Source organism: Sphingomonas sp. 2378 (genome assembly GCF_038084995.1).
Taxonomy (GTDB): Bacteria; Pseudomonadota; Alphaproteobacteria; order Sphingomonadales; family Sphingomonadaceae; genus Sphingomonas.
This window is the reverse complement of the sequence record NZ_JAXCMJ010000037.1, coordinates 1-23,042: the sequence shown is the minus strand read 5'-3', so window position 1 is coordinate 23,042 and position 23,042 is coordinate 1. Positions and strand designations below refer to the sequence as shown.

At 67.1% G+C, this 23,042-nt stretch carries 23 protein-coding genes; 15 read left to right on the top strand and 8 right to left on the bottom strand.

What is annotated here, in order from left to right; genetic code table 11:
* Positions 1 to 57: 57 nt before the first annotated feature.
* Positions 58 to 510: a large conductance mechanosensitive channel protein MscL gene (gene mscL / locus SM191_RS15290; RefSeq protein WP_341506951.1), complete on the bottom strand. Its 453-nt coding sequence runs from the start codon at positions 508 to 510 to the stop codon at positions 58 to 60.
* A 107-nt stretch (positions 511 to 617) separates the two neighbouring features.
* On the opposite strand from mscL, the gene SM191_RS15285 reads away from it, so the two are divergent.
* From SM191_RS15285 to SM191_RS15270, 4 genes are read left to right on the top strand one after another with little or no spacing between them, the layout of a single operon-like run.
* Positions 618 to 1,211 carry a LemA family protein gene (locus tag SM191_RS15285; protein WP_307002600.1) on the top strand — a complete coding sequence of 198 codons (594 nt, stop codon included), beginning with the start codon at positions 618 to 620 and terminating at the stop codon, positions 1,209 to 1,211.
* 10 nt (positions 1,212 to 1,221) lie between these two features.
* Complete coding sequence (locus SM191_RS15280; RefSeq protein ID WP_445949872.1) at positions 1,222 to 2,112, top strand: TPM domain-containing protein; 891 nt, start codon at positions 1,222 to 1,224, stop codon at positions 2,110 to 2,112.
* A 1-nt stretch (position 2,113) separates the two neighbouring features.
* Complete coding sequence (locus tag SM191_RS15275; protein WP_341506950.1) at positions 2,114 to 2,779, top strand: TPM domain-containing protein; 666 nt, start codon at positions 2,114 to 2,116, stop codon at positions 2,777 to 2,779.
* Positions 2,776 to 3,309, top strand: coding sequence for an NUDIX hydrolase (locus SM191_RS15270; RefSeq protein ID WP_341506949.1), 534 nt, complete (start codon positions 2,776 to 2,778; stop codon positions 3,307 to 3,309). Before SM191_RS15275 ends, SM191_RS15270 begins: the two co-directional genes overlap by 4 nt.
* 260 nt (positions 3,310 to 3,569) lie before the next feature.
* Here the strand turns inward: SM191_RS15270 and SM191_RS15265 are convergent, their stop codons facing one another.
* The 3 genes from SM191_RS15265 to SM191_RS15255 all read right to left on the bottom strand — a co-directional run bounded on the left by SM191_RS15265 (position 3,570) and on the right by SM191_RS15255 (position 7,648).
* Complete coding sequence (locus tag SM191_RS15265; RefSeq protein WP_261269007.1) at positions 3,570 to 3,851, bottom strand: ETC complex I subunit; 282 nt, start codon at positions 3,849 to 3,851, stop codon at positions 3,570 to 3,572.
* Positions 3,852 to 3,863: 12 nt separating this feature from the next.
* Positions 3,864 to 6,314: an ATP-dependent helicase HrpB gene (gene hrpB, locus SM191_RS15260; protein WP_341506948.1), complete on the bottom strand. Its 2,451-nt coding sequence runs from the start codon at positions 6,312 to 6,314 to the stop codon at positions 3,864 to 3,866.
* 323 nt (positions 6,315 to 6,637) lie between these two features.
* Entirely contained in the window at positions 6,638 to 7,648 is a 1,011-nt protein-coding gene (locus tag SM191_RS15255) for a polyprenyl synthetase family protein (protein ID WP_341506947.1), read from the bottom strand.
* A gap of 110 nt (positions 7,649 to 7,758) precedes the next feature.
* Here SM191_RS15255 and SM191_RS15250 point away from each other — a divergent pair, with 110 nt between their 5' ends.
* Together SM191_RS15250 and SM191_RS15245 are read left to right on the top strand one after the other, a co-directional pair.
* Entirely contained in the window at positions 7,759 to 8,037 is a 279-nt protein-coding gene (locus tag SM191_RS15250; protein ID WP_307002610.1) for a chorismate mutase, read from the top strand.
* Between the two features lies 1 nt (position 8,038).
* On the top strand, positions 8,039 to 8,710 hold the full coding sequence (locus tag SM191_RS15245; RefSeq protein WP_341506946.1) for a thymidylate kinase: 672 nt from the start codon (positions 8,039 to 8,041) through the stop codon (positions 8,708 to 8,710).
* Positions 8,711 to 8,954: 244 nt separating this feature from the next.
* On the opposite strand, the gene SM191_RS15240 is transcribed toward SM191_RS15245, so the two are convergent.
* Positions 8,955 to 9,548 (bottom strand): NADPH-dependent FMN reductase, encoded by a 594-nt coding sequence (locus tag SM191_RS15240; RefSeq protein WP_341506945.1) that lies wholly within the window; start codon positions 9,546 to 9,548, stop codon positions 8,955 to 8,957.
* A gap of 77 nt (positions 9,549 to 9,625) precedes the next feature.
* Entirely contained in the window at positions 9,626 to 10,474 is an 849-nt protein-coding gene (locus SM191_RS15235; protein WP_341506944.1) for a DUF4253 domain-containing protein, read from the bottom strand.
* 171 nt (positions 10,475 to 10,645) lie between these two features.
* On the opposite strand from SM191_RS15235, the gene SM191_RS15230 reads away from it, so the two are divergent.
* The 6 genes from SM191_RS15230 (at position 10,646) to rplA (ending at position 15,613) form a co-directional block, all read left to right on the top strand.
* Positions 10,646 to 12,691, top strand: a complete 2,046-nt coding sequence (locus SM191_RS15230) for a carbon starvation CstA family protein (RefSeq protein ID WP_341506943.1) — start codon at positions 10,646 to 10,648, stop codon at positions 12,689 to 12,691.
* Complete coding sequence (locus tag SM191_RS15225) at positions 12,688 to 12,870, top strand: YbdD/YjiX family protein (RefSeq protein WP_341506942.1); 183 nt, start codon at positions 12,688 to 12,690, stop codon at positions 12,868 to 12,870. Before SM191_RS15230 ends, SM191_RS15225 begins: the two co-directional genes overlap by 4 nt.
* Before the next feature lie 488 nt (positions 12,871 to 13,358).
* Entirely contained in the window at positions 13,359 to 13,556 is a 198-nt protein-coding gene (secE, locus tag SM191_RS15220) for a preprotein translocase subunit SecE (protein WP_058715474.1), read from the top strand.
* A gap of 10 nt (positions 13,557 to 13,566) precedes the next feature.
* Entirely contained in the window at positions 13,567 to 14,103 is a 537-nt protein-coding gene (gene nusG, locus SM191_RS15215; RefSeq protein ID WP_261268998.1) for a transcription termination/antitermination protein NusG, read from the top strand.
* A gap of 381 nt (positions 14,104 to 14,484) precedes the next feature.
* Entirely contained in the window at positions 14,485 to 14,916 is a 432-nt protein-coding gene (gene rplK, locus SM191_RS15210) for a 50S ribosomal protein L11 (protein ID WP_007407063.1), read from the top strand.
* 4 nt (positions 14,917 to 14,920) lie between these two features.
* Positions 14,921 to 15,613, top strand: a complete 693-nt coding sequence (rplA, locus tag SM191_RS15205) for a 50S ribosomal protein L1 (RefSeq protein WP_058715478.1) — start codon at positions 14,921 to 14,923, stop codon at positions 15,611 to 15,613.
* Positions 15,614 to 16,046: 433 nt separating this feature from the next.
* Here the strand turns inward: rplA and SM191_RS15200 are convergent, their stop codons facing one another.
* Together SM191_RS15200 and SM191_RS15195 are read right to left on the bottom strand one after the other, a co-directional pair.
* On the bottom strand, positions 16,047 to 17,723 hold the full coding sequence (locus SM191_RS15200; RefSeq protein ID WP_341506941.1) for an alpha-L-fucosidase: 1,677 nt from the start codon (positions 17,721 to 17,723) through the stop codon (positions 16,047 to 16,049).
* Between the two features lie 175 nt (positions 17,724 to 17,898).
* Positions 17,899 to 18,804 (bottom strand): sugar kinase, encoded by a 906-nt coding sequence (locus SM191_RS15195; protein WP_341506940.1) that lies wholly within the window; start codon positions 18,802 to 18,804, stop codon positions 17,899 to 17,901.
* 141 nt (positions 18,805 to 18,945) lie between these two features.
* Between SM191_RS15195 and uxuA the strand changes: the two genes are divergently transcribed.
* Genes uxuA through SM191_RS15180 form a run of 3 tightly spaced genes read left to right on the top strand, consistent with a single transcriptional unit; the run spans position 18,946 to position 22,930 of the window.
* Entirely contained in the window at positions 18,946 to 20,148 is a 1,203-nt protein-coding gene (uxuA, locus tag SM191_RS15190; protein ID WP_341506939.1) for a mannonate dehydratase, read from the top strand.
* Positions 20,145 to 21,557: a glucuronate isomerase gene (uxaC, locus tag SM191_RS15185; protein WP_341506938.1), complete on the top strand. Its 1,413-nt coding sequence runs from the start codon at positions 20,145 to 20,147 to the stop codon at positions 21,555 to 21,557. Before uxuA ends, uxaC begins: the two co-directional genes overlap by 4 nt.
* A complete protein-coding gene (locus SM191_RS15180) occupies positions 21,554 to 22,930 on the top strand; it encodes a mannitol dehydrogenase family protein (RefSeq protein WP_341506937.1) in 1,377 nt (458 codons plus the stop codon). Before uxaC ends, SM191_RS15180 begins: the two co-directional genes overlap by 4 nt.
* The last annotated feature ends 112 nt before the right edge of the window (positions 22,931 to 23,042 follow it).

Genomic DNA, 23,042 nt, shown 5'->3' with positions numbered 1-23,042 from the left:
CACGATCTTGGTGGCATCTGGGCCCCGGCCTTCGCCGGGGTGATTCAGGAAATTCCATCAAGAACGCCGCGCGCGCAGTTCGTCGCGGATTTCCCGGAGCAGCGCGATATCGGTCGGCTCGGCCTTGGGCTCTGCCGCCGCCTGCGCCTTTTCCTTCTCGAACAGCGTCGTCGCGCGGTTCACCGTGCGGACCAGCAGGAAGATGATGAAGGCGACGATGACGAAATTCACCGCCTGGGTCACGAACGCGCCATAACCCAGCAGCGGCACCCCCGCCTTCTTCAGCGCCGCATAGTCGCTCAGCGACCCCGCATAATTGGCCGGGATCGGCCCCATGCGCAGGAAATAGCTGGAGAAATCCAGCCCGCCGAAAACCTTGCCGATCACCGGCATCAACACATCGTCGGTCAGCGAGGTGACGATCTTGCTGAACGCCGCCCCGATGATGACCGCCACCGCCAGGTCCAGCACATTGCCCCGCGCGATGAAGGCGCGAAATTCCTTGAGCATCGCCAAATCCCTCTGTTTGCTTTGCTTTAGGTTATCGTCGCTTTTCCCCTTCGCCAAGCGGTTGTGGCGTCTTATATGTGTCGGACAGTTGACGGAGGAATATTCGAATGCGTCGTCCCGTTCTTGCCCTGACCCCGGTCGTGATGGCCGTCGCTTTGTCCGGCTGCGGCATGAACAGCGTGCCCACGGCGGAGGAAAATGCGAAGGCGAAATGGGCCGATGTCCAGGCCGCCTATCAGCGTCGCGCCAACCTGATCCCCAATCTGGAAGCGACTGTGAAGGGCGCCGCCGCCTCGGAAAAGTCGATCCTGACCGAGGTGATCAACGCCCGCGCCAGGGCGACCTCGGTACAGGTCAGCGCCGACGATATTTCCGACCCCGCCAAGATGCAGCAATTCGCACAGGCGCAAGGGCAACTCAGCGGTTCGCTCGGCCGGTTGCTGGCGAATGTCGAGGCCTATCCGAACCTGAAGAGCCAGGACAATTTCCAGACCTTCATGAGCCAGCTCGAAGGCACCGAGAACCGCATCAACATCGCGATCGGCGATTACAACAAGGCGGTGCAGGACTATAACACCCGCATCCGCACCTTCCCCGATGCGATCGGCGCGAAGGTCTTCTATGGTGCAAAGCCGATCACCCCCTATCAGGCGACCACGCCGGGGGCCGAGAATGCGCCCAAGGTGAATTTCGGCGGCTGATCGGTCGCCCATGACCCGGTTGTTCCGCCCATTTCTCGGGTTCTGGCTGATCCTCTGCGCCATGCCGGTCATGGCGCAGACCTTTCCCAAGTTCGAGGGGCTGGTCGTCGATGCGGCGAACAAGATCGACCCCGCGACCAAGGCACAGCTCGAACAAAAGCTGGAGGCCCTGCAAAAGGATACCGGCCGCCAGTTGGTGGTCGCGACCATCCCCGACCTGCAAGGCTATCCCATCGAGGATTATGGCTATCGGCTGGGGCGTGCCTGGGGCGTCGGGCTGAAGGACGCGGACAATGGCGCGATCCTGTTCGTCGCGCCCAATGAGGGCAAGGGCCAGCGCGGTCCCCGGCTAGAGGTGGGTCGCGGACTGGAGCCGATCCTGACCGACGCCTGGTCGTCGCAGATGATCCGCACCCTGATGCTGCCTCGCCTTCGCGAGTCGAGCGACATTTCGGGCGCGCTGGGCGCCGGGGCGGACGCCGTCATCGCCCAACTCCGCGCTTCCCCCGAAGAGGCGCAGGCCAAAGTGGCCGAGGCCGCCAAGGAGTTCGACCGTCAGCATCGGCGCGGCGGCGGTGACGCCAACGGCTTTCCGATCCTCATCGTGCTGGTGGTGTTCGTCGGCGCTTTCGTGGTCCTGGCCTTGGTTCGCCGCAAACAGGGCCAGCGCTTCCACGACGATGACGACGACGATCGCGGTGGTGGCGGCGGACGGCGCGGCAGTGGCGGCTGGCCGATCATCCTGTGGGGGCCCGGCTGGGGCAGCGGCGGATCGGGCGGCGGCTGGAGTTCGGGCGGCGGATCGTCCGGCGGGGGCAGCGACGGATCGTGGTTCGGCGGCGGCTTCACCGGCGGTGGCGGGGGCGATTTTGGCGGCGGCGGCGCCTCGGGGGACTGGTGATATGCTGAGCGATACCGATAGCGATCTGGTCACCGCCGCCGTTGCGCGGGCGGAGGCGAGCACCGACGCCGAGATCGTGACCATCGTCGCCCGCCGGTCGGACGAGTATCGCGACGTCGCGCTCTGCTATGGCGCAGGCGCGATGCTGCTGGTGCCGTTGTTCGCGGCGCTCTTTCCCGGCCTGGGGTTGAAGCTGCTGGCGCTGGTCCATGACGGCTGGAGCGCGCCGGGCGAGGACCTGATCCTGGGGGTGTTGATGATCGCGCAGATTCTGGTCTTCGCCCTCGTCGTCGCCCTGCTCGGCCCGGTGAAGCGCCGCATCGCACTGGTGCCCCGGAGCATCCGCCATGCCCGCGTCCGGGCGCGCGCGGTCTTGCTGTTCCGCGTCTCGGCCGAGCGGCGGACCGACAGCCGCTACGGCGTTTTGCTCTATCTCTCCCAAGACGAGCATATGGCGGAGATCGTCGCCGACTCCGGCCTGACCGGGAAGGTCGGGCCGGAAACCTGGGGCCGGGCGATGGCGGTAATGCTGCCGCATGTCGCAAAGGGGAATGTCGGCGAAGGCATGAGCGCGGCGATCGAGCGGATCGGGCTTGTGCTGGCCGAGCATTTCCCCAAGACGGCGGCCGACACCAACGAACTGCCGGACAGACCCATTTCGCTATGACCGATCCCCGTATGGACGCCCCCCTCGAAACGCTGGCCGAGGGGCGCTTCCTCGCTTTGTGCAAGCGCGGCACCTGGGAATATGCCCACCGTCCGCGCGACATCCGCGCCGCCGTCATTCTGGCGGTGGAGGACGGCCATATCCTGCTGGTCGAGCAATTCCGCGTGCCGCTGGGCGCGCCATGCCTGGAAATGCCCGCCGGGCTGATCGGTGACCAGAGCGAGGGCGAGGCGGTGCTGGACGGGGCCGCGCGCGAACTGGAGGAGGAAACCGGCTATCGTCCTTCGCGGATCGAGGCTTTGGGCGAATTCTGTTCGTCGCCGGGCATGACGTCGGAGCGCTTCACCTTGGTTCGCGCGACCGGTCTGGTGAAGGTCGGCGAAGGCGGCGGCGATTCGGACGAGCGGATCACCGTCCACCGGGTGAATCTGTCCGATGTCCCCGCCTTCATCGCCGAACGCCGTGCGGCGGGGGTGGCGGTGGATGCCAAGATGCTGTTGCTGCTGGGTGGCGGCATTCTGGGTCTTTGAGTTCACGCGAAGCCGCGACGACGCGAAGAGAAGAAGTTTGTTCGCGCGGAGGCGCGGAGGTGTCTGGTTCGCGACAGCGAAACCCTCTCTTCAACGACCGATGATGACAGGATGGCGGCGCCGCCGGATACGACATCTCCGCGCCTCCGCGTGAAATTCATTTCCAACTCTTCGCGCCATCGCGGCTTCGCGCGAACAAAAAAACCGGACCCCGGCCTTCGCCGGGGGTTAGTCCCCATTACAAAGGGTGAAAGCGACGCTCAGCGGAAATTGTCGGCGTAGCTTTGCAGCTTGAGCGTCTTTTGCGGCGTCGGCACGACATGGTGGTCGAGCCCCTCGCGCTGGCAATAGGCGATCGCCTCCTCCAGCGTCGCGAAGGTCAGGCGAACCTGTTCCCGCGTGTCGCCGCTACCGGCCCAGCCGGTCAGGGGATCGGGCTTTTTCGCCTCGGTCGATTCGAATTCGAGTTGCCAGCGATCGGTCCGGTACTTGCCGGATTGCATCGCGTTCTTGGGGCGCTGGAAGATGCGAGCAGTGGCCATAATCATAGTCCCTTATCGCGAACCGGCGGTTCTTGCATCCGCCTTTTTCGTGCGAAGTGTCGCGGAGGCCGCCGCCGGGTCGTCGGGCCAGGGATGGCGGGGGTAGCGGCCGCGCATTTCCTTGGCCACCGCGCTCCAGCTTCCCGCCCAGAAACCGGGCAGGTCGCGCGTCGTCTGGATCGGGCGACCGGCGGGTGAGGTCAGGCTGAGGACCAGCGGCACCCGCTCGGTCCCGATCACCGGATGCGTCGCGAGGCCGAACAGCGCCTGCACGCGAAGCTCGACGCGCGGGCCGCCTTCCGCCGCATAATCAATCGCATGGCTGCTCCCTGCCGGGCTGGTGAAATGCGACGGGGCCATGGAATCGATCCGCCTTTGTTCGTTCCAGTCGACCAGATGGCGGACCGCCTCGACCAGCGCGCCGGGCGCGATGGCATCCAGCCGCCTTTTGCCCGCCACCAGCGCGGGCAGCCAGTCGTCCAGCCGTTCGATCAGCGTTTCGTCGTCCAGCGCCACCCCGGCATAGGCCGCCCGCGCCCGATACGCCCCTGCGCCGTCGCTCAATGGCAGGAGCGACAGGCCATGCGTCCGCACCCCCTCGACCAGCGCTTCGGCAATGGTGTCGGGGGATGCGCCCGAATCGGGTCCGCTCGACAGGCGCAAGCCGCCCAGCCGCCGTTCGCGCAACGCCTCGACCCCGCCGGTCGCGGGATTGAAGGTCACGGTGCGCCGCGTCTCGATCCGGTCGGCAAACAATGCCTCGACCGTGGCGAGGTCGAGCGGCGCGGCGGACAGGATACGCGCGCCCGAGGCGGCCCCTTGCGTCTCGCCCACGGCCAGCCATTCCGAACTCGCGAGCCCCGAGGTCGGATCGAGTCGAAAGCCGCGCCCGCCGACGCTGGCCCAATTCTCGCCGGTGGCATCCCGCCGCCGTGCCACCCGGTCGGGATAGGCGAGCGCAAGACACACCCCCGCCGGATGGTCCCAGGCTTCCTGCTCGACCGGCTTGGGGGCAAGTGATGCCCAGCGCTTCGCCATCGCCCGCGCGGCCTCGGCCTTGGGACCGCGTTCGGTCCGCCAGCGGCGCAAGCGTTGTTCCAGATCGACATCTTGCCCGCCAATGCCGCGCTCGCCCAGCAGCACGGCCACCTCGGCGGCGGTAGCGGCCAGGCCGCGTTCCCCGCTGCGGATCAGCATATGGGCCAAGCGCGGCGGCATGGGCAGCCGGGCGATGGCCTTGCCATGCGCGGTCGGGCGGCCGCTCTCGTCCAGCGCCTCCAGAACTGTGAGGCGCGCCCGCGCCTCGGCGACGGCGGCCTCGGGCGGCGGGTCGAGCCAAGGGAGCGCGCGCGGATCGCCGACACCCCATAATGCCGTGCCGAGCAGCAGCGCCGACAGGTCCGCCTCCAATATCTCGGGCGGGTCGAAGCGGGGCAGGCCCGCCGTCGCCGCCGCTTCCCACAGGCGATAGGCGACCCCCGGTGACTGGCGGGCGGCGCGGCCCGCGCGCTGGGTGACGGCGGCCTGGCTGGCGCGCTCGGTAACCAGCCGGGTCATCCCCGCCGCGCGGTCATAGCGCGGGCGGCGCGCCAGCCCCGAGTCGACCACGATCCGCACGCCGTCCAGCGTCAGGCTGGTCTCCGCGATCGAGGTAGCAAGGACGACCCGCCGCCGCCCCTCAGGGTCACGCCGGATCGCCGCGCGCTGCGCGGCCGGGTCGAGCGAGCCGTGGAGTTCGTGAATCGCGATGGCGGAGGGCAGGGTCGCCAGACGCTCGGCGGTCCGCGCGATCTCGGCGGTGCCGGGCAGGAAGGCGAGGATGTCGCCCTCCGGCTCATCCTGAAGCGCGCGGCGGATAGCGGCGGCGACCGAATCTTCGATCCGTGCCTCCGCTGCCCGGCCGAGATGGCGCAGGGTCAGCGGATGGCTGCGTCCCTCGCTCTCGATCACCGGCGCGTCGCCCATCAGGCTGGAAAAGCGGCGGCCGTCGAGCGTCGCCGACATGGCAACCAGCCGTAGGTCGGGCCGCAGCCCGGCTTGTGCATCCAGTGCCAGCGCCAGGCCGAAATCGCCGTTGAGGCTGCGTTCGTGGACTTCGTCGAACAGCACCGCAGAGACGCCCGCCAGTTCGGGATCGGCCTGGATGCGCGCGACGAAGATACCTTCGGTGACGACGGTCACGCGGGTCGCGGCGCTGACCTTCGTATCCATGCGGGTGGCATAGCCGAACGTGCGGCCGACCGGCTCCTCGGCCAGCGCGGCCATGCGCTCGGCGGCGGCGCGGGCGGCCAGACGGCGGGGAGAGAGGAGCAGGACTTCGCCGGTGCACCAGGGCTGGTCGAGCAGCGCGGGGGCGACCGCCGTGGTCTTGCCCGCGCCGGGAGGGGCGACGAGGACGGCATTGGGGGCGTTCGCGAGCGCGGCCAGCAAATCGGGCAGGACGGCGGTGACGGGCAGGGTCATGCGGCTTGCGATAGGGGGTTTGGGGGGCGGGGTGAAGAACCCGTGCCCCCGTCCGGCCCCCGTTCAGCCTGAGCGAAGTCGAAGGCCAAGGGAAAATCTGTCCGCTTCGCGAATGATGGGGCGCGGGCTTCGACTTCGCTCAGCCTGAACGGGGGTTGGGTGACGGAACGATCACCGTCAACGACCATCGACCCCGGCGAAGGCCGGGGCCCAGTTGCGGTGAGATATCGAAGGCGCAGGGCGATTGCCTCCCCCCGCCTTGTCCGGCGCGCTGCAAAGTTCGCGGAACCTGGGCCGGGGCCTTCGCCGGGGTCAAAGTGGGTTCAGTACGCCCGCGCCACTGCGAACTCGACCGCCTCGATCATCGCGCTCTTTGCCGGACCATCGGCAAAGCCCCGAATCGCCTCGATCGCCAGCCCGCCATAATGGCGCGCGCGCGCCATGGTGTCATCGACCGCGCGGCTCTTGCGGACCAGCGCGATGGCGTGGGCAAAGTCCTCGTCCGAGGTGCGCCGCCCCTCGACCGCGTCCTTCCAGAAGGTCCGCTCTTCGTCATTGGCGCGCGCATAGGCCAGGATCACCGGCAGGGTCATCTTGCCCTCGCGGAAGTCATCGCCCGCATCCTTGCCCATGGTCCCGGCGTCGGAAACATAGTCGATCGCATCGTCGATCAACTGGAAGGCGATGCCCAGATTACGGCCATAGGCCTCCAGCGCCAGTTCCTCCGCATCGGGCCGCTCGGCGACGACCGCAGCGATGCGGCAGGCGGCGGCGAACAGCGCGGCGGTCTTGGCGTCGATGATCGACAGATAGCGTTCCTCGGGCAGGCCTACCTGCCGGACGGCGGTCAACTGGTTCACCTCGCCCTCGGCGATGATCGCCGACGCGCCCGACAGGATGCTTAGCACCTTCAGGCTGCCCGCATCGACCATCAACTGGAAGGAGCGGCTGAACAGGAAGTCGCCGACCAGCACACTCGCCGGATTGCCCCAGATGATGTTGGCGGTCCGCCGCCCGCGCCGCAGGTCCGAGCCGTCGACGACATCGTCATGGAGCAGGGTGGCGGTGTGGATGAACTCGACCGCCGCCGCCAGCACATGGTGGCTGGTCCCCTGATAGCCCAGCAGTTGCGCGCTCGCGAGGGTCAGCATCGGGCGCATCCGCTTGCCCCCGCCCGCGATCAGATGCCCGGCCAGTTGCGGGATCAGCGGAATCTCCGACCGCATCCGGTCGATGATGACCTGGTTCACGGCGTTCATGTCGTCGGCCACCAGCCGGATCATCGGGTCCAGCGAGGGCGCGGGCTTGGCGAGGCGGGTGGCGGTTACGGTCATGGGCAGGTAAGAGCCTCTGGCGACAACGCTTGCCGAACGCAAGCCTAAGCGCGAAAGGACAGCCGCGAAATTGCGCGGAGCCCTGCGCGCCAGAGGGAGACACGTCCACCATGTCCGACACCGTGCTGACCGGCTATCGCCAGTCGATCGACAATATCGACGCCGCACTCGTCTTCATGCTGGCCGAACGGTTCAAGGTCACCCAGGCGGTCGGCGAGTATAAGGCGAAGAACGGCCTGCCCCCCGCCGATCCGGGCCGCGAGGAAGCGCAGATCGCACGGCTTCGCCAACTGGCGAGCGATGCGCAGCTCGACCCGGAATTTTCCGAGAAATTCCTGCGCTTCATCATCGATGAAGTGATCCGCCACCACGAACGCCTGCGCGGCTGAGATGGCCTTTCTTCTGGCGATCGAGGGCGCGGACGGCGCAGGGAAAGCGACCGCGACGGCGGCGGTGACCGAGCGGTTGAACGCCGCCGGGCTGTCGGCGGCGGCTTTGTCCTTTCCGCGTTACGGCGACACGATCGGCGGCTGGGCGCTGGGCGAGTATCTGGCGGGCCGCCTGCCCCATGCCGCCGCGCCCGAGACGGCGGCGACGCTCTATGCGCTCGACCGATTCGAATCGCGGCCGCATCTGGTCGAACTGGCGGCGGCGCACGACGTCATCGTGTTCGACCGCTATATCGCGTCCAACATGGCCTATCAGGCCGCGCAAGTGCCGCCCGAACAGGCCGAAGCCCTGCTGCAATGGATCGAGCGGCTGGAGACGGTCCAGTTTCGCCTGCCCGCACCCCATTTGTCGGTCTATCTCGACACGCCGCTGGACATCGCGCGCGACCTGATCGCCCGCAAGCGCAAGCGGAGCTACACCGACGACACCTATGACGCATACGAGGCCGATCTGGGGCTTCAGGCACGGGTGCGGGCCAATTATGTCGCGATGGCGGACGGCGCGATGCTGGGCGAATGGGCGACGGTGTCGACCGTGGCGCATGGCGCGTTGCGCGATCCGGCGGAGATCGCCGACGAGATCACCGCGCTGGTCACGGAGCGGTTGGGGTAATTTCCTTTATTTCGCGCGAAGACGCGAAGACGCGAAGAGAAAGAGGATGGTTCGCGCGGAGGCGCGGAGAACACGGAGGTGTCGTACCTTGTGGACAACGCATCCCTTCTTCCTCCAGCGACCGAAGAAGGGGGACTGCGCGCTATCGCGCGCAAGACATCTCGGCGTCTCCGCGCGAACTTCATCTGGAAAACTTCGCGCCATCGCGGCTTCGCGTGAACCAAAATCCGCGCGACGCCCCACCTCAATTCGACGCGCGGATGGTCCCCGCCAGCGGAGCGAAGCGGGCGACCTGCTGGCCGACCAGCCGCAACTGCCCCTCCACCGTGGCGTCGCTGATCTTCCCGGCTTCATCGAACCGCGTCTGCTGCGTATTCACCGCCGCCGCGAAGGGCGTGGGCCAGCCGCGCAGGGCGTGGACGATCGAGCGGAGCGCGGCGATGGTCGACCCCGTCGCCTGCCAGCCATAGGCCGTGGCAATCAATCCCACCGGCAGGTCGGCCAGATAGGGCCGGTCGTCCTTCGCCGTTTCCTCCAGCAGGTCGAGCGCGTTCTTCACCAGCCCGGAAATGCTGCCATGATAGCCGGGGCTGGCGATGATGATCGCCGACGCCTGGCGCACCGTTTCGACAAAGACGCGCTCCGCCTCGGTCCGCTCGACGGCGCGCGGGTTGTAGAGCGGCAGGCGCGCCAGATCCTCGCCGCCGAAGACATGGGTGCGAAACCCTTCATCGGCCGCCGCCGTCATCGCGATGCGCAGCGCGCGCTCGGTCGAGGAGACACTGCCGATCGTGCCGCCGATGCCGACGACCAGCGGGGAAGAGGAAGGATGGGCCATGCCAGCCTTTCACCCCGGACCGGGCGGCTGGGCAAGCGCTAAGTTGCGGGGGCCGTTTCGGCAGGGAGGTTACGCCGTCAGTCCCACCAGAGGAACCACCAGTCCGTCGTCATTAATCCGGCGGCGAGATTGGACAGGGTTTCCGCCCCCTGCTCCACGGCGTCGGGGCAATATTCGTACATTTCACGCGCCAGCCGCAGCGCGTCCGCCCGATCCTGGGGGCGCGTCCTGACCCGGATGTTCATCGTATCGCCGTTGATTCCGATCAGTTCGGCACCATAGCGGCGATTCCAGTCGCGCAGCGCCGCGACATGATATTCGGGTGGCGGGCAGGCATTCCAATTGCCCCAGCGCAGATAGGCGGGCGCCTCCCACCCATGTCGCGCGGGCAGCATCACTATGTGCACCCGGTCAAGGACCTTGCCGGATGCTATGTTCTCCGCCACGGCGAGCCCCGGCGCTTCGGGACCGGCATCGACATCCGTGGGCCATTGGCCGATCGGAGCACGCAAATCCTCCCCGCCATTCGCCGCCGACCATGTCCGAAAATCCGCCGGAAAGCGCAGAGCGTCCGCCGCCGCGATGATCTGTGCCGGGGAACGCGGCCCCGCACGGTTCGAGGGAACCCCCGAGACGGCCGGATCATCGATCGTGAACTGGTCCGCGATCCGCTCCAGATCCGCATCGCCGCCGATCACCACCGGCCAGCCTCGCTCCGAAGCCCTCAGCCGCTTCCATGCCGCCAGCGCATCCTTGCCGGGAACGGTCACCCGCTCATAGGGCAGCGCCGCCATCATGCGCTTGTGCATCGCCTCATAGGCGGTGCGCTGATCGGGTCGAAGATGGGACAGGTCGCGCGTCGCCTGTTCGCTTTCCGCCGATCGTGCCGCGCCGAGCAAGCCGCTCAGCGTCAGGCCCCCGATCATCCATCGCCGTGTCGGTTTCATAGGGACAGCCTCGCACGACACCCCCCACCGGCGCAATCGATTCAGGGGTGGATCGGGGGCGGGCCGATAAGCGATGACATTCGGGGCTGGCACGCTCGCCAGCGGGGAGTAGAAGGTTCGCCAAGAGCATATAGGAGGACCGGACGGGGCATGACGAAACACCTTCCCTGGATCGCGCTGGCGATCGTCGGAGCGGGCGCGTTGGGCGTCGTTGCAACGGTACGCGGCGAGCCGATCAACGCACTGTGGATCGTGGCCGCCGCCGTCTCGGTTTATCTGATCGCCTATCGTTATTATGCGCTGTTCATCGCCAAGGTGATCGGCATCGACCCCAGTCGCCCCACCCCGGCCATCCGCCGCGCCGACGGCCTGGACTATGTCGCGACCGACCGGACCGTGCTGTTCGGCCACCACTTCGCGGCGATCGCGGGGGCCGGGCCCCTGGTGGGGCCGGTGCTGGCGGCGCAGATGGGCTATCTGCCCGGAACCTTGTGGATATTGGCGGGCGTGGTGCTGGCCGGGGCGGTGCAGGATTTCCTCGTGCTGTTCCTGTCGATGCGCCGTGACGGACGTTCGCTCGGCGAGTTGATCCGCATGGAGATGGGCCCCGTGGCGGGCACCATCGCGCTGTTCGGCGCCTTCATGATCATGGTCATCATCCTGGCGGTGCTGGCGCTGATCGTCGTGCGGGCGCTCGCCGAGAGTCCCTGGGGGCTGTTCACCGTGGCCGCCACCGTGCCGCTCGCGATGCTGATGGGCGGCTATACCCGCTGGGTCCGGCCGGGGAAGATCGGCGAGGTGTCGATCATCGGCTTCATCGGCCTGATCCTCGCCATCGTGTACGGCCAGTCGATCGCGCAGTCCGCCGTGCTCGCGCCGCTCTTCACCTTCACGCCCGTGCAGCTCTGCTTCCTGCTGATCGGGTATGGCGCGGTCGCCTCGGTCCTGCCCGTCTGGCTGCTGCTCGCGCCGCGCGACTATCTGTCGACCTTCCTCAAGATCGGCGCGATCGTGGCGCTGGCGATCGGCATCGTCATCATGGCGCCGCCGCTGAAGATGCCCGCGCTCACCAAGTTCATCGACGGCAGCGGGCCGGTCTGGGCGGGGCCGCTCTTCCCCTTCCTGTTCATCACCATCGCGTGCGGCGCGGTGTCGGGCTTCCACGCCCTCATTGCCAGCGGCACCACCCCCAAGCTGATCGCCAGCGAGAAGGACGCGCCCTTCATCGGCTACGGCGCGATGCTGATGGAAAGCGCGGTGGCGATCATGGCGCTGGTCGCGGCCTCGATCCTCGATCCGGGCGTCTATTTCGCGATGAACGCGCCCGCCGCCGTGCTGGGCACCGACCCGGCCAGCGCCGCCGCCGCCGTGACCGCGATGGGCTTCCCCATCTCGGCCGACACGCTGGCGCAGGTCGCGCGCGACGTGGGCGAGCATACGATCATTTCCCGCGCGGGCGGCGCGCCGACGCTGGCGGTGGCGATGGCGGAAATCTTCAGCCACCTGTTCGGCGGACAGGCGATGAAGGCCTTCTGGTATCACTTCGCCATATTGTTCGAGGCGCTGTTCATCCTGACCGCCGTGGATGCGGGCACCCGCGCCGGGAGGTTCATGTTGCAGGATCTGATCGGGCTGGTCGTCCCCAGCTTTCGCGGATCGAGCAAGGTCGCGCCGGGCCTGATCGCGACCGGGCTGTGCGTCGCGGCCTGGGGTTTCTTCCTCTATCAGGGTGTCACCGATCCGCTGGGCGGGGTGAACACGCTGTGGCCGCTGTTCGGCATCTCCAACCAGATGCTGGCCGCCGTCGCACTGATGCTGTCGACGGTCGTGCTGTTCCGCATGAAGAAGGACCGCTTCGCCTGGATCACGGTGATCCCGACGGTCTGGCTGCTCGCCTGTACGCTGACCGCCGGGTGGTTGAAGATCTTCTCCGCCGATCCGCGCGTCGGCTTCCTCGCCCATGCCGACAAGTTTTCCAGCGCCGCCGCCGAGGGCAAGCTTCTCTCCCCCGCCAAGACCATGGCGGAGATGGGGCGGATCGTGTTCAACGACCGGATCGACGCGGGACTGTGCGCGATCTTCCTGGGCGTGGTGCTGGCGATCCTGGTCTATGCGGTGCGCACCTGCCTGATCGCGCGGTCCATCGACCGGCCGAGCGTGACCGAGGTGCCGCCAGAGATGGTGGCGGCCGAATGAACTGGTTCGCCCGCCTGCGCGAGATCGGGAACGCCATGGTCGGGATGCCCAGCTATGACGCCTATGTGGCGCACATGGCGGCCCTGCATCCCGACCGCGAACCGATGGATGAAGTGACGTTCTTCCGTGAGCGACAACAGGCGCGGTATGGCGGGAAGAATGGTGGGCGTTGCTGCTGATTGTTCACGCGAAGCCGCGAGGGCGCGAAGAAGGTTTGTTCGCGCGGAGGCGCGGAGACGCGGAGAGAAGAAGAGGCCAACACTCCCACCGCCGTTCAGCCTGAGCGCAGTCGAAGGCCACGGGCTGACGCTCGCCAGGCCCCAGCGCCAATAGAGCCTGCGGCTCGAAGACCTTTTGGGCGATGTCTTGTCCTTGGCCTTCGACTACGCTCAGGCTGAACCGCGGTTGGGGATGCCGGTCTCCGGGCTCCCCCCTCCTCCGCGCCTCCGCGTCTCCGCGCGAACCCACCTTCTTCGCGCCGTCGCGGCTTCGCGCGAACGAAAAAGCCCCACCCCGCCCCACCCTTGCCTTTTGACCAAGCCACAGCTACATCGCGTTCCCATCCGAACAGCGCGGACGGTGTTTTCGTCGCATGACCCTTCAGTCAGGCGACGGCGGACCCATGCCCCGCTGACAGTATTTCAACGCAGGTGCGGGAACGGCACGAGTGGCGAAGACGACCCCCATCGAATTCATCAACCAGGTCAAGACCGAGACCAAGAAGGTCGTCTGGCCGACGCGGCGCGAGACGGTGATGACCGGCGTGATGGTGGTCGTGATGACCACGATCCTGGCCATCTTCTTCCTGGCGGTCGACTCGTTCTTCGAGACGCTGGTCCGCACCCTGCTGTCGCTCGCGAAGTAAAAGGGTTCCCATGGCGCGCTGGTACATCATCCACGCTTATTCCGGTTTCGAGGGCAAGGTCCGCGACTCGATCATGGCCGAGGCGACCCGTCTGGGCCTCGACCATCTGGTCGACCAGATCGAGGTGCCGACCGAAACCGTGACCGAGGCCCGCCGCGGCAAGAAGATCGCGGTCGAGCGCAAGTTCATGCCCGGCTACGTTCTTGCCAAGCTCGACATGACCGATCAGGTCTATCACCTGGTCAAGAACACGCCGAAGGTGACCGGCTTCCTGGGCGCGATGGGCAAGCCGCAGGCGATCAGCGAAGGCGAAGCCACGCGGATGCTGAACTCCAAGGAAGAAGCCGCCGCCGCCCCGAAGCACAAGGTCAAGGTCGATTACGAGATCGGCGACGCGGTCAAGGTGCTGGAAGGCCCCTTCGCCAGCTTCAACGGCGTGGTCGAGGAACTGGATTTCGACAAGTCCAAGGTCAAGGTGTCGGTGTCGATCTTCGGCCGCGCGACCCCGGTGGAACTGGACTTCGAGCAGGTCGAACGCTCGAAGTAAGTTCGAGCCATTGGATGAAAAACGGGCCGGGGCGGCAACGCCACCGGCCCTTTTTTTACCGTCGCCCCAGCGCAGGCTGGGGCCTTCATCGGCGAGCGTGTCGGCCCGTGGCAAGAGATCCCAGCCTGCGCTGGGATGACGGCGCGTTCAGGCTGAGCGAAGTCGAAGCCCACGCCCCACGCCTCGCCGCGCGCGAATCCCGTGCACTTCGACTTCGCTCAGTGCGAACGGAGGTTGGGGGCAGACTCACCTTGCCATTTCACCCACAATCCGCTATCGGCCCGCGCTTCCCTAGCATCATGCGACGGAACCCTTGCGGGAGGGTGCGCAGGCCTATGCCTGTGTGCCCGTCACGACCGCTAGACTCGAAAAGAGAGTGACATGGCAAAGAAGATTACCGGCTATATCAAGCTGCAGGTCCCTGCAGGCGCCGCCAACCCCTCGCCGCCGATCGGCCCGGCGCTGGGTCAGCGCGGTGTGAACATCATGGAATTCTGCAAGGCGTTCAACGCGCAGACTGGCGAAGTCGAGAAGGGCACCCCGCTGCCCACCGTCATCACCGTCTATGCCGACCGTTCGTTCTCGTTCGAGACGAAGACCGCGCCTGCGACCTACCTCATCAAGAAGGCCGCCAACCTGAAGTCGGGCTCGAAGGAGCCGGGCAAGGTGTCGGCGGGCAAGATCGCGCGCTCGAAGCTCGCGGAAATCGCCCAGGTCAAGATGAAGGACCTGAACGCCAACGACATCGAGGCTGCGACCAAGATCATCGAAGGCTCCGCCCGCGCGATGGGCCTCGAAGTGGTGGAGGGCTAAGATCATGGCCAAGCTGACCAAGAAGCAGAAGTCGGTCCAGATCGACTCCGAGAAGCTGCACGGCATCGACGAAGCGATCTCGCTGGCGCGCACCCACGCGACCTCGAAGTTCGACGAGACGATCGAAGTCGCCGTGAACCTGGGCGTTGACCCGCGTCACGCCGACCAGATGGTCCGCGGCGTCGTCACCCTGCCCAAGGGCACCGGCAAGACCGTTCGCGTCGGCGTGTTCGCCAAGGGCGCGAAGGCCGACGAAGCACGCGCCGCCGGTGCGGACGTCGTGGGCGCCGAGGACCTGATGGAAACCATCCAGGGCGGCACCATCGATTTCGATCGCTGCATCGCGACCCCGGACATGATGGGCGTCGTCGGTCGCCTCGGCAAGGTGCTGGGCCCCAAGGGCCTGATGCCGAACCCGAAGCTGGGCACCGTGACCATGAACGTCGCCGAAGCCGTCAAGGCGGCCAAGGGCGGTCAGGTCGAGTACCGCGTCGAAAAGGCCGGCATCATCCATTCGGGCATCGGCAAGGCGTCGTTCCCGGCGGAAGACCTGCGCGCCAATTTCGACGCGCTGGTCGATGCGCTGATCAAGGCCAAGCCGTCGGGCGCGAAGGGCAAGTATGTCCGCAAGGTCGCCGTCTCGTCGACGATGGGCCGCGGCATCAAGGTGAACGTCTCGGAAATTCCGGGCGCGTAATCCGCCGCTGCCGAAAGGCTGAAGAATTGGGGGTCGGAACCGTGGTTCCGGCCCCTTTTTCTTTGGGGTTCGGCTCGGGCCTTTGTCCCTCCACCGCCGGACTGCGCCCAGCGGCCCTCAAGTACAGCTTGGGGAAGATTTCGACAGATCCATTCCTCCCCATCTCCGATGGGGAGGGGGGACCGCGCCCGTCAGGGCGTGGTGGAGGGGCATTGCCCTGCCCTCGATCCATGCCCCGCGTGAGGCGATGTTCCGCCTTGCCCCGGCCAAGACGAACTGGGGTCAGTCAACATTCATCCATTCCTCCCCTTGCAGGGGAGGTGGCAGGCCGGAGGCCTGACGGAGGGGTGTCGCGCTCTCGATAAGGGGACACCCCTCCACCATGCTGCGCATGGTCCCCCTCCCCAAGCGAGCTTGGGGAGGATTGTGGCGATCACGCCGGGTCGGGCAGGCTCCCCTCGACCAGCCCACGTCCGGACAGGACCAGCGGCACCCCGATCGTCTCGCGCGCACCGGCGGGGAGCGTCACCTCCAGCGCGTCGCCGGTACGGCGGAAGGACAGCGGGGTCGCATCACCGAACAGCGTCACCCGCGACACCTCGCCGCGTCCGATCGTGTTGCCCGTCGCGAACAGCGTCAGCCGCGCCACGCCGTCCTCGGGCCAGCCGAGCAGCAGCGCATGGAGTTGATCGCCCTTGCGGACATAGCGGATATCCGTGGCACCATATTTGGACTTTTGCGACTCGCTGAACATGCCGCCGCCGCCCATGCCCGGCCCTTCGCCGAAGACGCGCCAGGGCCGCGAGCCATGGATGGCCCCGCCATAGCGGCCCATCCAGGCGGCGATGCCCTCGACGATCGCTTCTTCCTTTTCGTCGATCGTACCGTCGCCGCGCATCGGCACGTTGAGCAGCAGATTGCCGTTCTTCGACACGACATCGCACAGCGTATGGATCACCGTGGCCGCGCTCTTGTAACCGTCACGCTCATAGAGCGCCCGGTCATAATGCCAGTTGCCGATGCAGGTATCGGTCTGCCACGGATAGGTCTCGATATAGGTCTTGCCGCCGCGCTCCACATCGTCGACCAGCGCCATGCGGCGGTGCGCGGGCGTGGTCTTGGCGGTCAACACGCCCTCCAGCCGCCCGCCATGCCAGCGACGATTGGCGTTATAATAATAGGCTGCCATGTCGAGCCCGGTCTGCTCCAGCGGCAGGTCGATATCGTCGAAATAGAGCAGGTCGGGCTGGTAATTGTCGATCAGCTCGCGACAGCGCCGCGCCCAGCTTTCGACATAGTCGGGGCGGTTGGGCGGACGCCCCTCGGTCCACATGCTGTCGTTGCGCTCGTGAAAGGCCTGTGCCTCGGTCCGGTTGGTAATGCCGTCGGGCATGGGCATGATCGGACCGTTATAGAGAAGCTGCGGGTCCAGCCCCTCCCACCAGGTGCCCCGCCCGTCCGCCGTCCGCCGCCACGCCGCGTCATAGCGCCTGCCCTGCATCGGTCCTTCGGGATCGTAACCATAAGCGGGCTGGTACCAGTGCCAGCTATGCGCGCCGTGGTTCGACACGCCGAAGCGCAGCCCCCGCGCCCGCGCGAGTTTCGCCCAGGTGCCGACGATATCGCGCCTGGGGCCGATCCGGGTGGTGTTCCACGGATGGGAGGAGGCGAAGGTGTCGATATTGTCGTGGTGATTGGCGAGCGCGACGAAATATTTGGCGCCGGCGCGGGTATAGAGATCGAGCAGGTGTTCGGGGTTCCAGCGCTCCGCCTTCCACTGGCCCGCCACGTCGAGAAAACCGACCTTGCTGGGATGGCCGTACTTCCTGACGTGGGCGTTATAAGCACGCGAGCCCTGGATATACATGTCGCGGGCATACCAGTCGCCCTCCTCCGGCACGCATTGCGGCCCCCAATGCGCCCACATCCCGAATTTGGCATCGCGATACCAGTCGGGCGCGCGGTAACCGGCGGACAGCGATGCCCAGTCCGGCGTGAAGGGACGGTCCTGCGCCGTCGCCATGCCGACGGCTCCCGCCGGAGAGGACAGCGCCGTCGACGCGCCCGCCATTCCGACCGCCCCCAACAGATCGCGCCGATTGACCTTCATCCCGCCCTCCCGTCACACCCGTAGCACTGCCGGTCTTGTCGGAGTTAAGCTGTCATTCCGTTCGATACCATGCAAGCGTTCTCATCGGCGATGGAAGAAATTCGCCTGCGACAACAACGACCAGCCGAGGCCGAAGGATGCGACCGGCCATAGCAATTTGGTTAGTCCAAATGCATCACCGCAAAGCGGCCAGTGCCTCGTCGCGCACCGGGATCGCGCCGGACCGCATCACCGTCCAGCCCGCCAGCATATGCCCCCGAACCGCTGCCTCCTCCGGCGACGCCCCGTCGAGCCGCGCACCCAGATATCCCGCGTTGAAGGCGTCGCCCGCCCCGCTGGTATCGCGTGGCGACAGGCGCTCGGGCGGGGGAACGACACCGACGCCGCCGAGCAGACAGCCCTCGGCGCCGAGCTTCACCACGACTTCCCGCGCACCGAGCCCCTGCCAATGCGCCTGCACCTCCGCCGCCGAGGTCGCGCCGTTCAGCATCGCCTCGTCCTCCAGCGTGGGCAGGCCGATATCGCAGACCGCGATGGCGCGGCGGCAGAGATGCTGCGCCTCCTGCTGGTCGCGGAACAGACGTGGGCGGTAATTGCCGTCGAACGCGACCCGACCACCCCGCGCCCGCACGCGACTGGCCAGCGCGATCAACCGATCGCGTCCCTCGTCATCGAGAATGGCCATCGTGATCAGCGAGAAGAGCAGCAGATCGGCCTGCTCCGCCGCCGCCATCACCGCGTCCGCACCGGGCAGGGACAGGGTCCGCCGCGCTGCGCTCTCACCACGCCAATAGGCGAAGCTGCGCTCGCCATTCGCATCGGTCGCGATGGCGTACAGTCCCGGCATCCGGCTCGGATCACGCTGGATCAGCGAGGTGTCGATCCCCTCGACCGCCCAGTCGCGCAGCAATCCGGCGCTGAACGCATCCTCGCCCAGCGCCGTGACATAGCGCACGTGCCGCCCCATCCGCGCCAGATGGATCGCGGTGTTCAGCGTGTCGCCGCCATGGCTGAGCCGCCACAGATCGCCCTCCGCGCGCGACAACTCGACCATTCCTTCGCCGACGATCACGATCCGCATCGATATTCTCTCCTACAGGCCCATGGCGCCATAGCCGCCCTATAGTGGCAAGGCCAAAATTTGTAACTGGTCAACCAGACCGGGCGATGCTACCGCGAACGCGGAAAAACCAGGGTTCGGGACGGGGATGACGGCGTGTTGATGATCCAGTCTATGCGGTGGTTCGGCCCCGCCGATCCCATCCCCTTGTCCCATATCCGCCAGGCGGGTGCCACGGAAGTCGTGACCGCGCTGCACGAAATTCCCAACGGCATGGTCTGGCCGCGCGAGGCGATCGCGGAGCGGCGCGCGATGATCGAGGCGGCGGGACTCGGCTGGTCGACCGTCGAGAGCCTGCCCGTCCATGACGCGATCAAGCGGGGCGAACTGACCGACGAACTGGTCCGGGCCTATGGCGACAGCCTGCGCAACCTCGCGGCCGAGGGCATCCGGACCGTCACCTATAATTTTATGCCGCTGCTCGACTGGACCCGGACCGATCTGGACTGGCGGCTGCCCGATGGCGCGACCGCCCTGCGGTTCGAATGGGCGGCGGTCGCGGCCTATGACATCCATATGCTGCGCCGTCCGGGGGCGGAGGCGGATTATTCGGACAGCGTCCGCGCCGCCGCCGCCCGGCGCTTCGCCACGATGAGCCCGGAAGAGCGCCACAGGCTGGAACGCACGATCATCGCCGGCCTGCCAGGCAGCGAGGAGAGCTTCGACTCGCCCGCCTTCCAGCGCGCGATCGACACCTATGCCGGGATCGATGCCGAGGCGCTGCGCGCCAACCATATCGCCTTCCTGCGCGCGGTCTGCCCGATCGCCGAGGAAGTCGGCATCACGCTGGTCGTCCATCCCGACGATCCCCCCTTCCCCATTTTCGGCCTGCCCCGCGTCGTCAGCACCGCCGAGGATCTGGACCATCTCTATGCCGCCGTGCCGTCACTGGCGAATGGGTTGTGCTTCTGTACGGGCTCGTTCGGCGCGCGGCCCGACAACGACCTGCCCGCGATGGTCCGCCGCTTTGCCGACCGGATCGACTTTCTCCACCTCCGCTCGGTCGGCTGGGAAGAGGGCGAGCGCAACTTCCATGAGGCCGAGCATCTGGGCGGCCATGCCCGGATGACCGAGGTCATGCGGGCGATCGTGGAGATTTCGCATGTTCAGGGTCGTTCGATCGTGATGCGGCCCGACCATGGCCATCGGATGATGGACGACCTTCATCGCACCTCCAATCCGGGCTATTCGTTGCTGGGCCGGATGCGGGGTATGGCCGAGCTGCGCGGGTTGGAGCGTGGGATCGTGCATATGTTGGGTCTTGGCGACACACGGGCGAAGGCCGAACCGGAGTTGACCGCATGACCCGTCCGCTGGCGCTGCACCCCGACCGGCTGTTCCCCGCCGACCCGACGATGCGCGGGATCGCCCGCACGCTGTACGCCGAGATCGCCGTCCTGCCGATCATCAGCCCGCACGGCCATACCGATCCGCGCTGGTTCGCGACCGACGAGCCGTGGCGCGATGCCAGCGACCTGCTGCTCGCGCCCGACCATTATGTCTTCCGCATGCTCTACAGCCAGGGCATCGCGCTGGACGATCTGGGCATCCCGCATCGCGGCGGGCGCCCCTCCACCGATCCGCGCGCGGCGTGGAAGCTGTTCGCGGCGAACTATCACCTGTTCCGCGGCACGCCCTCGCGGATGTGGCTGGACCATGTGTTCGCCGAGGTGTTCGGTTTCACCGAGGCGCTGGAGGCGGCGACCGCCGACCGCTATTTCGACGCGATCGGCGAGGCGCTGGCCACCCCCGCCTTCCGCCCGCGCGCGCTGTTCGAGCGGTTCCGCATCGAATGCCTGGCGACGACCGAGGGCGCCGACGATCCGCTGATCCATCACCAGGCGATCAGGGAGTCGGGCTGGCAGGGTCGCGTCATCACCACCTATCGCCCCGACAGCGTGATCGATGTCGAGCATGAGCAGTTTGCAGGCGCGATGCAGCGTTTCGCCGAGGCGACCGGCGAGGATGTCCATAGCTGGTCGGGCTATCTCGCCGCCCATGCCAAGCGCCGCGCCGCCTTCCGCGCTTTGGGCGCGACCGCGACCGATCATGGCCATCCGACAGCGGCGACCGCGAACCTGTCGACGGTGGAATGCGAGGCGCTGTTCGCGCGCATCGTCGGCGGCGGCTGGACGCCTGCGGACGCCGAACTCTTCCGCGCGCAGATGCTGACCGAGATGGCGAAGATGAGCGTCGCGGACGGCATGACGATGCAGATCCACCCCGGATCCTATCGCAACCACAATGCTGGCCTGTTCGCCAGCCATGGGCGCGACAAGGGCGCGGACATGCCGATGCGCACCGATTATGTCCATGCGCTCAAGCCCATGCTCGACGTGGTCGGCAACGAACGCGACCTGACCATCATCCTCTTCACGCTGGACGAAAGCGTCTATGCGCGCGAACTGGCGCCGCTGGCCGGGCACTACCCTTGCCTGAAGCTGGGCCCCGCCTGGTGGTTCCATGACAGCCCGGAGGGGATGCGCCGCTTCCGTGAGATGACGACCGAGACGGCGGGCTTCTACAACACGGTCGGGTTCAACGACGACACCCGCGCCTTCCTGTCGATCCCGGCGCGGCACGACGTCGCGCGGCGGGTCGATTGCGCCTTCCTCGCGCGGCTGGTCGCCGAGCATCGGCTGGAAGAGGACGAGGCGGTCGAACTGGCCCATGCGCTGACCAACGGGCTGGTCCGTTCGGCGTACCGCTTGTGACCCGGCTGAGCGAGGCGACCGCCGCCGCGCTGCCCGCCGCCGTCGCGCGGCCCGGTTACGACCGGGCGAGCCAGCGGATCGGGATCGTGCATATCGGGCTGGGCGCGTTCCACCGGGCGCATCAGGCGGTCTATACCGACGACGCGATGGCGGCGGGCGACCGTGACTGGGCCATTGCGGCGGCGTCGCTCCGTTCATCAGGGGTCTGCGATGCCCTGGCCCCGCAGGACGGGCTCTATACCGTCACCGAACGGTCGGGCGCGGGCGAGGCCGTTCGCCTGATCGGCGCGATCCGCGAGGTGACGGTCGCGGCCAAGGCGCCCGAGCGGCTGGCGGCATTGCTGGCCTCGGCGGATACGCGCGTCGTGACGCTGACCGTGACCGAGAAGGGCTATTGGCGGCGTCCAGACGGCGCGACCGATCTGGCGGGGATCGTCGCGGACGGGAACAGCATCTACCATTATCTGGCTCAGGCCGTGGTTGCGCGTCGGGCGGCGGGATTGGGACCGCTGACACTGGTGAGCTGCGACAATCTGCCCGACAATGGCCGGGTGCTGCGCGCCGGTGTGAGTGCGTTCCTCGACCATCGGGGTCAGGGTGCCGCGCGCGACTGGTTCGAGCGGGACTGGCGCTGCCCCAATACCATGGTCGACAGGATCGTCCCCGCCGTCACCGATGCCGACCGTGCGAAGGTCGAGGCGGCACTGGGGATGCGCGACGAGGCGGCGGTCATCACCGAACCCTATCGCCAATGGGTGATCGAGGACGATTTCGCCGGGGACCGTCCCCGCTGGGACGTGGGCGGCGCGCAGTTCGTCGCCGATGTCGCGCCCTATGAGACCGCGAAGCTGCGTATGCTCAACGGCGCGCATTCGGCGCTGGCCTATCTGGGGCTGGAGCGCGGGCATGCGTTCGTCCACCAGGCGGTCGCCGATCCCACCATCCGCCCGGTCGTGGAAGCATTGATGCGCGACGAGGCGGCAACCAGCTTCACCGCCGCCAAAGGCCAGGCGCTTGGTCCCTATGCCGATGCGCTGCTTGCCCGTTTCGCCAATGTCACGCTGGAGCATCGCCTGTCGCAGATCGCCAGCGACGGGTCGCAGAAGGTGGGGCCACGCTGGCTGTCATCGCTTTCGGCGCATGGCGGCGACGCGCCCGCGACGCTGACCGCGCTGGCCGCGTGGCTGCGCTTCATCCGAACGGGGCATGATGCGTCGCCCGATCCTCGCCGGGCGGAACTGGCCGGACTATGGGCCAAAGGCGATGCGGCATCGGTGGTCGATGCGCTGTTCGGGCCGGGCGGCTCGATGGCGAGTCAATGGCAGCCGACCGAGGCGCAGCGTGCGGCCCTCGTCCGCCAGGTCGCCCCATAAATTCCTCCCCTACAAAGGATTCCTCTGCGAAACGTCTGGCAATGAGGATGGTTGAGTGATTCACTGTGCGGGCAGGAGGGCATGGTGATGGTCGAGCAGCGATTGCTGGTGG